This is a genomic window from Holdemania filiformis DSM 12042, from assembly GCF_000157995.1.
Lineage (GTDB): Bacteria > Bacillota_I > Bacilli_A > Erysipelotrichales > Erysipelotrichaceae > Holdemania > Holdemania filiformis.
Genome location: NZ_GG657561.1, coordinates 37,224 through 49,541, shown reverse-complemented (window position 1 = coordinate 49,541; position 12,318 = coordinate 37,224). Strand labels below are relative to the sequence as shown.

At 45.6% G+C, this 12,318-nt stretch carries 9 protein-coding genes; all 9 read right to left on the bottom strand.

Translation table 11 applies throughout. From position 1 onward, the window contains the following. Positions 1-84: 84 nt before the first annotated feature. The 9 genes from HOLDEFILI_RS12880 to HOLDEFILI_RS12840 all read right to left on the bottom strand — a co-directional run bounded on the left by HOLDEFILI_RS12880 (position 85) and on the right by HOLDEFILI_RS12840 (position 12,190). Positions 85-849, bottom strand: a complete 765-nt coding sequence (locus HOLDEFILI_RS12880) for a hypothetical protein (protein ID WP_156788943.1) — start codon at positions 847-849, stop codon at positions 85-87. A 3-nt stretch (positions 850-852) separates the two neighbouring features. Further along, a complete protein-coding gene (locus tag HOLDEFILI_RS12875) occupies positions 853-1,566 on the bottom strand; it encodes a 16S rRNA (uracil(1498)-N(3))-methyltransferase (RefSeq protein WP_039865017.1) in 714 nt (237 codons plus the stop codon). A gap of 534 nt (positions 1,567-2,100) precedes the next feature. Continuing rightward, complete coding sequence (locus HOLDEFILI_RS12870; protein WP_006060187.1) at positions 2,101-3,423, bottom strand: hypothetical protein; 1,323 nt, start codon at positions 3,421-3,423, stop codon at positions 2,101-2,103. 180 nt (positions 3,424-3,603) lie between these two features. Further along, positions 3,604-4,890 (bottom strand): uracil-xanthine permease family protein, encoded by a 1,287-nt coding sequence (locus HOLDEFILI_RS12865; protein ID WP_006060186.1) that lies wholly within the window; start codon positions 4,888-4,890, stop codon positions 3,604-3,606. A gap of 325 nt (positions 4,891-5,215) precedes the next feature. Then, positions 5,216-7,804, bottom strand: coding sequence for a M56 family metallopeptidase (locus HOLDEFILI_RS12860; protein ID WP_006060185.1), 2,589 nt, complete (start codon positions 7,802-7,804; stop codon positions 5,216-5,218). Continuing rightward, complete coding sequence (locus HOLDEFILI_RS12855) at positions 7,801-8,181, bottom strand: BlaI/MecI/CopY family transcriptional regulator (protein ID WP_006060184.1); 381 nt, start codon at positions 8,179-8,181, stop codon at positions 7,801-7,803. The genes HOLDEFILI_RS12860 and HOLDEFILI_RS12855 overlap by 4 nt, the downstream gene beginning before the upstream one ends. Before the next feature lie 226 nt (positions 8,182-8,407). Beyond that, entirely contained in the window at positions 8,408-8,956 is a 549-nt protein-coding gene (locus tag HOLDEFILI_RS12850) for a hypothetical protein (RefSeq protein ID WP_006060183.1), read from the bottom strand. An 81-nt stretch (positions 8,957-9,037) separates the two neighbouring features. Then, the gene (locus HOLDEFILI_RS20385) at positions 9,038-9,907 is read right to left on the bottom strand and encodes a GGDEF domain-containing protein (RefSeq protein ID WP_208854976.1); all 870 of its coding nucleotides are present in this window, start codon (positions 9,905-9,907) and stop codon (positions 9,038-9,040) included. 297 nt (positions 9,908-10,204) lie between these two features. Then, a complete protein-coding gene (locus HOLDEFILI_RS12840; protein WP_006060181.1) occupies positions 10,205-12,190 on the bottom strand; it encodes a PASTA domain-containing protein in 1,986 nt (661 codons plus the stop codon). Positions 12,191-12,318 lie beyond the last annotated feature (128 nt).

The following is a 12,318-nucleotide window of genomic DNA, read 5'->3' as shown; positions in this document are numbered from 1 at the left end:
CTTCCATGATGGATATTATACCAAACTTTTAACCCCTGAGGTAGTCTTTTAACGGTCATTCTCACTCCGCCAAAGGAAAAGGCCTTACGGCCTTGAAATGCGGGCGATTTTTGATTTCAGTTTCGGCAGGATATACCCGCTGGCGCAGCACGCATCGCGGATCTGAAGCGGATCCTGGCTCAGCACCGCGGCCGCCAGCGGCGCGCCCTGGGCGGGGTCGAGTTTCTCACCGGTACAGACCAGTGAAAGCGGCAGCTCGGTTTCCGTGCCGTCAAACGCAAAAACTTCCAGGCAGTGCACGCGGCCCTCGTAAACCGCAAAACCCTGATCATTCTGGAAAATCACCTGCGGCGAGGCAAAGCCCGCGTCGTAGGGCAATCGTCCATAGATTAACGGATCAACGATCTTATCCGCAAAGCTTTTGACCATCTTGAAAAACTGCGGCAGCTCCAGCACCGCGGTTTCGTGATCGTACAGCGCATTGATCAGCGGATCGAAGAACGGGATCATCACAAGCTTGTCCTCGACCGTAAACTTCTTCATGTCCGCAATCGCGGCCTGAATTTTTGGCCGTACAAATTCATTGCGTTTGGGATAATCGATGATCTCCCAGATATCCAGCATTTCCGTCCGCGTCTGTTCGTACAGTTCCTCAATCTTCTGTTTGTTTTTCAAGCCTTCTTCCAGAATGCTCAGCGTATACACATCCCGCACCGTTTTTACCGGACGATCCAGCTGATAAGGTTTCAGCCGGGCGTTGATGCGCGCGGTTTCCTTGCGGACCTCATTCAGTTTCAGAAATTCCCGGTCATTGCCTTTGCGCAGAATTTTAATCATTTTCGGATTCATCATTTAACCCTCCAGCACGGCTCCAGCCAGACAGACCGCCGCAACTGCGGCTGTTTCCGCCCGCAGAATCCGCTTGCCCAGCGAGCAGCAGCGATAGCCCTGTGTCTGCAGCCTTTCAATCTCAGCCGGACTGAAACCACCTTCCGGTCCGATCACCAGCGTCACGCTGCGGCCCTTTTCCAGCTGAGCGCTCAGCAACCCGCCGTGCAGAGCTTCATCTTCATACGCCACAAAGTTCTGCTCGCTCCGCCATGCGCCGGCATCGGCCAATTCGATCGGTGCGCACACCTGCGGTCTTTGCGTGCGCTTGCATTGTTGGCTGGCTTCCTGGACAATCTTCTGCCAGCGCTCTAATTTTTTATCCACTTTATCCGATTCCAACTTCACGACCGTGCGGCTGGATTGAAACGGAACAATCCGGCTGACACCCAGCTCCGTGCATTTCTGCAGCAGCCAGTCCCAGCGCTCACCTTTGATCAGACCGGCGACTAACGTCAGCGTTACCGGAAGCTCGCGGTCCTCGTCCAGCAGTTCTGTGATCTGAATCTGACCCGCGCCGTCCAGCACGCCGCAAAAAACGGCGCCTTCCGCGTCGATCACGCGCAGCGTTTCCCCTTCCTTCATCCGCAGGACACGCTGTAAATGATGGCGCTGCTGCGGATCCGGTTCGATCACGCTTCCGACGTGGGTTTTCTGTTGTATAAATATCTGCTGCATGTTATCACCGTGCTTTATTTTACCAGAAAACCTCTCAGAAGGGAATGAAAATCCCGCTTTCATACATTGTTGTTCTTAAAGCAGCATATTTAAAAGTAATTAAAGCAAGTATGTTAAATACTCTTGTAACAAAGATAAATTATTTAGAAATTCTTCCCACTAAATTATAAATGATTCCACAAATGTTAATAAGAACAAAGATATACTAGGTTTTAAATTTCTTACACAAACATAAATAGAAAATAAAAATCAATTTCAATTATCTCCCTAAAGCTAGAAAGAACTGGTCCATCAATTTATTCTCAATAATAATATTTTTACAATTTATTACACTTGCCTCCGTGCTTCTACCATTAAATTATTATAGATTATCCTTTCTGTTACATTCTATTATCTATAACTTAACAGAAGTTGATTAACATAATTGTGCTCTATGGCAATAAAGAGCACCTATTTAGATCATTTAATTTATTCATCATCTACGTCAAACATCAAATCAGCTTAATTTAAATTCCAATTGATTTCAAAGCTTTATTAATTTGCTTTTAAGTCCTTTAAATGTTCATCGTAATCTTTAACAGTATATTTATTTTTGCTAGAGAAGATTTGTTGTAAAATATTTACTATTTCATTTTTATTTTTTTCATAGAAAGCCACGTCTTTATACTGATTTATAAAATTCACGTAACTAACAACATATATTAGTGAATTTTTATTATTTTTAAATGCAAGCTCATCTAATTCATAATCTTCAAAATACAAAGTAAAGCTTTCCTTTAAAAATTTTTTGTTTATACGCTCAGCAACTAATTTCATTGAGTTAGATTCGCTAATTTTAGCGTTTGAGAGTATGAATTTCGGATCAACTTCAACTTTTTGACCATCGAAAATGAAATTTTTATACCGAGCTATAAATTTAGAACTATTAACTTCTAGTTTAATATTTGGGTTTTCATTAAATATCAATGTAAATCTAATACCATTTCTTGCAATTAATTGCATATTCGAGTTTTTTAGTATCGTTTCATACTTGATAATCGCTCTATTTAAAAAATCCGGTTCTTTTATTAAAGAAATTGTATTTGCAGTTATCTTGCCTTCTTTTTTTATCTCAAACAATAAATTAGTGTCGCAATGATTTAAAATCCATTTTGCTACTTTAGGATTTAATCCAAATAGACTTGTATTTGAATAGTTTTTATATTCTTCCATTTTTTCAAAAAAAGATTTTATCTCAGAATGCCGTAAATCAATCAATTCATTTTGAGTTAAACTAGAAATTTTTTTCTTCTCCATCATTTTCATATATTTATCCATCTTCTTTTGTATATTATTAAATGCTCGAGTTAAATCATCTCTTAGTATAACTACTTCATTTTTAATATTTTTAAATCGTTCAAAATCTTTAATATAGCCTGGATCTAATTCTTCTAATAAGTATAAGTTATTATCTAAATAATTATGCTTACTGATTTCTTCTTTATTTTCTCCATTTTCACCTTTAATCTCACGATAGTTTTGAATACATGAACTACCTACTATCAATTCAATGTTTGTTTTACTATTTTTTATTTTAGCAAGAATATCAATTGGGCACTTTCCACAGAGTTGGCAACTCATATTTTTCTTTCTTAAGGGAATATCCCTCAATTGTACCCATTCTTCTTTGGCAGCTTTAAAAACAGAAATAAAGCGATACTCTAGAAAAATTTTGAGCTGTTCAGGCAATTGAGCAAACTGTTTTTCAGTTAATCCTGGTGGCAATGGGCTATGATCTAAGATTGAGCTTATCTCTGGATACTGATCCTTGAGAGAACTATTAAGAAATAATGTTGCATCTTTTCTACTTATCTTCATATTTCTTCACCTCATCCAATATTGTTAGCGATTGAAATACCTTTACAACTTATTTAGTTTAACTGTTATGAAATAATTGTAACACATTTATTAAGTTCACATAAAAAAAGAGAGAATAATATAGTATTTTCTCCCTAAATAATTTACATTCGTTAAGCCATTTTCTCAAGCATTTATATTTTATTTCTTCTCCCGCGGCAGGATCAGGTTCAGCACAATGCCCACGGTCGCCGACAATGCGGTGCCCGACAGGGTGACCAGTTTGCCTAACGGCAGAACGGCGCCGCCCAAGCCGATGACCAGCATGGCCGAAGCGATGATCAGATTGCGCTGCTGTCCAAAATCGACCTGATTGTCGATCAGGACCCGCAGACCGTTGGAAGCGATGACGCCGTACAGAATGATCGACATTCCGCCCAATACGGCGTTGGGAATTGTTGAGATGAACGCCGATACGATCGGGACGCAGCTCAGTACGATCGCGATGCAGGCCGCGCCGACAGTCACGTACACCGAGGATACCTTCGTCATCCCGATGACGCCCGTATTTTCACCATAGGTCGTATTCGCCGGACCGCCCAGCAGTGCCGAAATGGATGTCGCGATACCATCGCCCATCAGCGTCTTATCCAAGCCCGGTTCTTTCAGGAAGTTGCGGCCGCAGATCTTGCCCAGCACGGTGTGATCGCCGATATGCTCGGATATGGTCACCAGCGCCACCGGCAGGATCGCGAACGTTTCCGGTCCGAAATACAGATGATAGCTCTTAAATCCCGGCACGGCAATCGGCAGAATGAATTCCGGCAGCGACAAGAACTTTCCTGACTGCAGAACTTCCTGCAGCGGCGCAAAGTCCACAATGCCTAAAGCCAGCGCAAACACATAGCCACCCAAGATTCCGCACAGAAACGGAATGATTTTGAAAAAGCCTTTTGCTTTCGTGGAGATTAAGGCGGTAAGAATAAACGTGAAGACCGCTGTCAGCATGACTTTCCAATCCCCGCCGGTCACAAAGCCGGCGTTGCCGACCGCATTGGCCGCCAGGCCCAGACCGATAACGGCGATCATCGGACCGATGACAATCGGCGGAAGCAGCTTGTCAATCCAGTCCTTGCCAATGAAACGGACAAGAATCGAAACGACGACATAGACCAGACCGATCAGGATTAACCCGGTCTGCGCCGCGCTGACGTCGCCGCTCATCGCCGCGACCGCAATTTGGACAGCACTGATGTAGGCAAAGGAAGAGCCTAAGTAGACCGGGACTTTAAACCGGGTGATGCAGCTGTAAATAATCGTTCCGATCCCGGACGCAAACAACGCGACGGAAATCGGGAAGCCGGTCAGCACCGGAACCAGGATGGTGGCGCCAAACATCGCAAAGACATGCTGGAAACTTAACAGAATCCATTGAGCTGGTTTTGGTTTTTCGTTGACGTCGAGGATCATTTCTACTCGCTGTGACATAAATACCCCTTTCTGGGCTTAAATAAAAAGCCCTTTTGATTTTGTGCAAAAGGACTTTCCCCATAAATGTGTTCAGCCTTGCGATCTCACTGGATCCGCTTAAAAGCCCCATGCGGTTTTTATTATAGCATAAGCCGCCGGTGATTTCATTAACTTCCGAATAACTTCCAAACAAAAGCCAAAATGACTTTTATGACATTTTCGAACAGTTTAGCCCAAAATTCTCATGAAGCCGTGTCAAACCAGGACAGATCCGTCAGAAGTTTCTGTCAGTCCAGCCGAAGCGGCAAGGATTCTTCCGTGAGTTGCCGGTCAGACCGCTGACTCAATAATCTTCCAGCATAGAATAAAACTCGTTGCGTCCGTCTTTTTTTGCCTGTGTCCTGAATTTCGCGATATCCGCCGAATTCAATTCATAGACAACCATCTCGAAATAACGGATCCGCTGATCATCGTAGGCCTTCTGCGCCAGCGAGAGAACCTGGTCATGCGGAAGATCGTAAATCAGGTTCGCCAGAATATCCAAATTCTGATTCTCATAGGCCCGGTTGGCATACTCTGCCTTTTGTTCACTGGTCAAATCATTGCACAGATTCATAAACACATCCGTGCGATGATCGTTAAAGGCCTGTTCCACCAGCGCCTTCAGAGTTTCGTTATCGACTTGGGAATACAGCCGGTAGAGCACTTCCGTCCGGTTATCGGCATACGCCCGCTCAAGCAGCGTCTTCGCCGTTTCCTTAGAAAAACCCCAGTAAATCCGGTCAAACAGCTCATCCTGCTTTTCATCATAAGCCTGGATCGCCAGCTTATCCATCAGCTCGCTGGGCAGATTATCATCAAAGACAAACAGATAATCCCGATAACGCTGATCGTCGATCACCCGCTGAGCATACGCTGCGACGCTCTCTCTTGGCAAATCATAGAAAGCTTCTTTGAAATATTCGACACGGTTATCGGCATAGGCCTTTTCTGCCAGAGCTTCCCGCTGACTGGTATTCAGCGAACCCACGATTTCTTCAAAGAATTCAAGGCGCTGATCGGCATAAATCCGGTCAGCCCACACGCCGAGCTGATCTGTCGGCAGATCCTGAACCGTTTCTATAAAATATTCCAGCCGGCTGTCCGCATAGGCTTTTTCCGCCCATTCAGACCGCTGCTGGGCCGGCAGGGAAAGCAGCGCGATTTCAAAATAATCAAGCCGGCTATCCGCATAGGCCTGCTGCGCCAACGTCTGAATCTGATCCTGCGGCAGCTTCGGCACCAACAGATCAAACGCGTCCTCATACCGGCTCTGGTAAGCCTGTCTGCTCAAATCAAGAATTTCGGATTCCGGAAGTGCATCGACCAGCACCGCAAAATAATCCATTTCCTTCGCCGCATAGAAGGTGCGGGCCATTTTCACAGCCGCTTCCTCGTTCAGCTGGGCAGCCACGGCTCTAAACTGTGACATTTTCTTTTCCTTATGGAAGCGGACAGCCAGTTCCTCCACGGATTCGGTATAAGGGCCTTCGATCGAGGTCAAAAGCGGCGTACGCGAAGCCAAGGAACTGTTGTTGCGGACTAAGCGCGCATGTTGTTCAGAAACAGCCTGACGAACAGCTTCCATCTGTTCCTCATTGTCCATGACCGCTTTCATGCTTTCGTCAAAGGCGACGCTGATCAGCGAATCCTGATACACGCTGCCCTCTTCCGATCGGTCGGCTCCCGCCCAGTTCAGCGTCACGATGTAGCCCTGTGTATAGACGCTCCCGGAAAAATAGAAGGTTCTCTGGTTTGTCGAGGTCGTCGTGGTCACCACTGGCGCCGCGGCCGGTTTTGGCGTTTTCCAGCTCAGCGCGGAACCGCACAAAATACCGCTGGCAAACAATACAGCTCCGGCAGCCATCGAGATCAACGTCCGCGTCGTTCCTGACTTTTGTTCATTCATAATTGCACTCAGCCTTTCCTTCAGCAAGCTCAAATTTTCATTTAACGTAATCGATACGATAATATCGCCATAGGTTCCCTTATCTTTTAATGAATGGATCAACGTGTCGCCGTAGCAGCGTTTTTCTGAAGCTGAAAGGGAACTCAGCACCTGTTCATCGCAGGCCAGCTCACATAGACTTTCCATATGACGGCCGATCAGGCGGACAGCGGGATTAAACCAATGTATGCAGATCGCCAGCTGGACCAGCCATTTTGTAAAGATATCCCCGCGTTGATAATGCGTGAGTTCATGGCGCAGGATCATCCACATTTCCTCGGGACTGCAATCCTCCGTGGTCAGAATGATCATCGGATGAAAGACGCCCGGCAGCATCGGCGAGACCGCCAGCTTGTTAATCCAGACTGGCAGCGGACGGCGGATGCTCATCTTTTGACGAACCTCGTCCAGACATTGCCGGGTATCCGGACTGGACGCAGGAAAACTGCCGGCTTTAATAAACCGCAGAAATCCTTGATAGCTCGTGATTCGCCTCACCATCAGCACCACGGCAACGCTCAGCCACAGTACCCAGGCAGCCTGGATCAGATCGTCCAGCCAGGCAGGTTGTTGAAACTGCCAGGTTGATTGGGATGGCTCCGGTGTTGATCTGGTTCGGATATCCTGAACCGGATCGCTTTGGGCCTTCTGTTCCGGAAGTTTAGTCTGTTGATCCGCAACAGGATTTCTGATCGTTTCCGGCGCTTTTGCCGCGAGCTGAGTTTGCGGCTGCGGATTCCAGGTTTCCTCAGAAAACAAAGTACCGACAACCCCGGCTACCGGCGATACCGGAATTAAAAGCCGCAGAATCACAAACAACCAGAGTCCGTAACGAAAGCGGAAGCTTAAATGATTTTTCAGCAGCTTTTCCAGCAGTACAACGATGCCGGCCATGCACAATCCGGAAACCGAAACTGAAAGGAAGCTGATCATGAAGGTATTCATTTCAATTTCTCCTTCCCCTGCTCCCAAAATTTTTCCAGTTCTTCAATATCCTTGGATTCCAGGCATTGCTGCCCGAACAGCGACGTCAGCAGCGTGCTGACATTCCCGCCGAACACCTGGTTTACAAACTGAACCGACTGGGTTTTCAAATATTCTTCCTCGCTGATGCGCGCGACATACCGCGCGCCCCGGCCTTCCTTCTGGCTGATCAGCATCCCTTTGTCGATCAGTCTGGAGATAAAGGTTCGCACGGTCGTGCGTTTCCAATCGCGTCCGGTTCGTTCAATCTGGTCCAGCAATTCACTGATCGTCATCGCGCCGCCATGATCCCAGATCAGCTTCATGATTTCCTTTTCGGAATCCGACATCAGTTCCATGGTCTCCCTCCTTTTTATTACATCTTGTAGTCAATTATTATACTACACTTTGTAGTCATTAATTGCAAGCCCTTTTGTTCAATTTCTAACTTATTCTTCCTTTTACAAAAAGTTCAGAACTTTCCTAGTGTTCCCTCTTATCTCGGATATTTCCCCTCGGAATCAGACGAATAAAAAATCCGGCTCAGGCAACATAGCCTCGGTCCGGATTCATCATGATTTCAATTTAGTTTGATTGCCAGCGTTCCTCAAACCATTCCGGCTTTTTTAATTGTTGGAAATCGCCGGATTCAAAAAGCGCATGGAAACGGCAAGCCTGCGAAGAAGTTAACGTTTTCAAGCTGATCGATTTGGTTTCCCGATTCAGAGATTCAGTTAACCCAAAGTGATCCAGAATGGCGGTCACGTCTTCCTTTGTGGGATCAAAGTCGGAAGCCGCAAAGTTAAAGTTATAGAAAACCACACCACCTTCTCCGGAATCCGTGTAATGCACGAGGAAGAAGGATTCGGGATGCTGCTGAATTTCAAAATAATCACCGACGCCTAATTCTTCCAGCCAGTTCTTCTCTTCATCAAGCTTAATGGATTCCAACTGACTTACATTCGTAATGACAAGCATCCGCTGAACTTTGTCTGCTTTTACACTGAGCTTAATCGAACGATCGGGCTGCGTATACCAATAGTATTGGACAGAAGCACATCTGGAGAGAACCAAGCCGCAAAGAAAAATCAGAATTACCGCTGCCCTTCTTCGCCATGGACTTCGTTTCCTCATCGCCCATTTCCCTCCCTTTCATCTGTCGTTAAGTTTGCCGCTTATTCCTTCTTTTGATTTAATGGAATAATTATGACTGAGTTACTTCTGCTTATTTTGATACATTGCCTGATCAGCCAGCGTAAACCAGGTTTCCCAATCCTGGATTTCCGGCTTGTATTCTACAATGCCGACACTGATCGACATGTGATAATTCCGCGCGGCTTCGCTGAATTGAAGCTGCGCCATTTCCTGGCGGAATGTCTGGATCACCTGTGCCGCCTGATCCTGATTTAAACCGTTAAACGCAATCAGAAATTCGTCGCCGCCCACCCGGCATGCCCAGCCGTTATGACTTTCTGCACAGGCCTTCAAGGCTTCTGACAAGGCCAGAATCACCCGATCCCCCATCAGATGGCCATACGTATCATTCACTGCCTTGAACTGGTCAATATCAAGCAGCGCGATCGTCAGTGGTTTTTCTTCCTTCCATTCTGAAATATCCCGTTTCAGCTCATGCTCCATGAAGCGTTTATTATACAGACCTGTATAAGAATCATGAGTGGACAGCTCATTCATCTTGTAGATAATGTCCGTCAACATCACGTTGTTTTTATGATCAGGATCTGTAAACAATAAGTTATCGGTCACCTCACGGATTAATTCCATTGCGTAATGATCGCCCAATTCCCGAAGTGGAACCGACTCAATCAAAAAAATCCGGTTGTCCTGCGTTGTTTCCATTTTGATGATCGGACGGTTTTCATCTACGGCTAAACGGGATACGCAATTCCGGCAGGCGCAATTCCGGCTCCATACCTGAAAGCAATGCTCGCCGTTCGCTACCAGCTGCGACTTTTTCCATTCATGGACCTCATACGTGTTCACGTCCACAATCCGGTAATATTCAAACAAAGGATGCGTCTGAATTTGTTTTTGTATAAACTGATCCGCCTTCTCCAAATCAAACATCATTTTTACTTCCTTTCCATGACGCTGGATCGACCTGTCTTTCTTTACTTTCCAGCATCCCGTCCACTATGAATCCATTTATTCCTTCTCATCTCATAGTTTATGCGAATGACCTGCCGCAGTCTTCGATAACGTTTTTAATCCTTATCTGGCCACATGGTCAAATTATAATACCTCTTGAGTTTCATTATACCATTAAATTTATCGTGAAAGTTAAAAATTAATTCTTAATTTCCTCTGACTTAGGATAAAGAAAAAGGATGAGTGCTTTATGCGCTTCATCCTGATTTTCTATGTTTAGCTGGCGGAATAGATCTCGATGACAATTTCCGTCGATGTTTCAATTTCTGCGCCTAAATCCACAGAAACTGATTTTACAACGCCGTTGATACCATCTTTATTGTCTACTTCCCCGGTCACCTTCACAAATTTCAAATTGTTAAATCCTGCATTGTTGAATGCATTCTGAATTTTTGCTTTGCAGTCATCATAACTCGTACCATTATAAACCGTTAATGGAGCGTCCGGAACCTTCGCGGTTGTAACCGGCTTCGGTCCTTTTGACAATGTCAATGTAATTTCAGTTCCCGAAGAAACAACAGTACCGGCGCCAACCGACTGATCGACAACCTGCCCTGCAGGAACGTCGCTGTAATCTGACTGATAAACCTGCTTAATCGTCACGCCGTCGACAGAACAGCTGTTCGTGGAACATGGCGCGGTGCCTCCAACGTAGTTTTTAACCGTGATTCCTTTACCTTTAGAAACCTTACAGGTAACCGTTTTACCCGAAATGGAACAGCCGAAGGTATTGCCGGAGGCAACGCTGTCGTTAAACTCGCTGGCACCTTCTGAGAAACTCCAGCCTGCGCCGGAATTATTGGCATTTTCAATAATCTTCCGGGCTTCCGCGACCGATTTGTTTTCAAAGTCGCCGGCTGCCGGACTGAACTGACCTAACGACACTTTATACCAAACCGTAGATCCTGCGGCTTTCTTGCCGGTTTCATTCTCAAGAATCGTTCCGGCAGCCTTATCCGAATATGCCGTTGAACGGGTGCCCAGACTTAAGCCTAAGCCACTGATATATTTCTTGAATTCATCTTCGCTTACGCCTGCTTTGTTCTCAACGGTAATTGATTTTCCCTTGGAAATCTGGAAGTTAACCGTTGTTCCCGGAGCCAGGTAAGTTCCTGAATCATAACCCTGGGAAACAATCGTTCCCACCGGCTCTGTGCTCTCTACTTCACTGTACGTGAACGTCAGATTCGCTTCAGAATTGTTCACTTTCTTCTTGAAGCTTTCAGCATCTTCTTTCTTCTTGCCGATAAACGATTCCAGCTTGATCTTGCCCAGTGAAACCTTCACTTTCACCGTGCTTCCCTGCTTAACGTCGCCCTTTTCCGGCGTGTTGGAAATGACGTAGCCGTATTCGATAGATCCGCTGTACGCTTCGCTGAACTCGCCGACCAGACCGTTGTCATTCAGCCACTTCTTCGCTTCATCCTTGCTCATTTTCGCTAACGATTTCATCGTTACCGTTTTCCCTAACGACATTGTTACGGTGATCTTATCGCCGGTCTTGATCGTTTCACCAGCCTTTGGATCCTGCGAAATCACTTTGTCTTTCGCAATCTTATCACTGGCTTCTTCCTTCCAGTTGATCGTCACTTTATTGGCCTTCGCCCAGTTTGTGATCTTCGCTTTTGTATAATCGCTGAAATCCGGGACGATGATCTGCTCACCCGTTCCGTCTTCGCCCTGGGAAATCGTAAACACCAGCATCGTGCTGCGCTTGACGACGGTATCGGTCACATTAACCTTAATGAATTTGCCCTTCTCGATCTTTTCATCAACAGCGTATTCATACGTGACATCCAATAATTTATTCGTTTCCACGAATTTCTCAATTTCTTCTTCTGTCATGCCCTTGAAATCCGGCAGCGTTACTTCGACATCCGGATCCGGACCTTTCGAGAATACAACCGTCAGAACGCTGTCTTTGTTCAGCTTCTGTTCTGAGGCAATACTCTGCGAAATCAGCTTATCCTTATCCACGGTATCGCTGTATTCGTATTCGACGACCAATTGACTGTCACCCAGCTTTTTCTCAGTCGCCCACTTTTTGATTTCTTCCACGGTCTTTCCTGAGAAATCTTCTACCTGTATCGCTTTGCCAGGCAGCGTCAACAAAATAACGACGGCCGCAATCGTCGCAACGGCTAAGATGCCGACAGCACTGAGCAGCGCGATCGTCTTTTTATTCGTAAAATCTATATTCATATTGCCCTCCTGTACTTTAACAAGTATAACATATTTCCCATCCCTAAAAAACGGCGATTGTAGACTTTCTTTGGAAGTTACTGGTCTGAATTCTTACAAATTTTTGAAGCTATGAAAAGATTTTCGTG

Excerpts from the sequence above, each read along its gene's own strand:
- HOLDEFILI_RS12865 (WP_006060186.1), bottom strand. The coding sequence starts at position 4,890 with ATGTCACAGCGAGTAGAAATGATCCTCGACGTCAACGAAAAACCAAAA.
- HOLDEFILI_RS12880 (WP_156788943.1), bottom strand. The coding sequence starts at position 849 with ATGAATCCGAAAATGATTAAAATTCTGCGCAAAGGCAATGACCGGGAA.
- HOLDEFILI_RS12840 (WP_006060181.1), bottom strand. The coding sequence starts at position 12,190 with ATGAATATAGATTTTACGAATAAAAAGACGATCGCGCTGCTCAGTGCT.
- HOLDEFILI_RS12875 (WP_039865017.1), bottom strand. The coding sequence starts at position 1,566 with ATGCAGCAGATATTTATACAACAGAAAACCCACGTCGGAAGCGTGATC.
- HOLDEFILI_RS12860 (WP_006060185.1), bottom strand. The coding sequence starts at position 7,804 with ATGAATACCTTCATGATCAGCTTCCTTTCAGTTTCGGTTTCCGGATTG.
- HOLDEFILI_RS20385 (WP_208854976.1), bottom strand. The coding sequence starts at position 9,907 with ATGTTTGATTTGGAGAAGGCGGATCAGTTTATACAAAAACAAATTCAG.
- HOLDEFILI_RS12855 (WP_006060184.1), bottom strand. The coding sequence starts at position 8,181 with ATGGAACTGATGTCGGATTCCGAAAAGGAAATCATGAAGCTGATCTGG.
- HOLDEFILI_RS12850 (WP_006060183.1), bottom strand. The coding sequence starts at position 8,956 with ATGAGGAAACGAAGTCCATGGCGAAGAAGGGCAGCGGTAATTCTGATT.
- HOLDEFILI_RS12870 (WP_006060187.1), bottom strand. The coding sequence starts at position 3,423 with ATGAAGATAAGTAGAAAAGATGCAACATTATTTCTTAATAGTTCTCTC.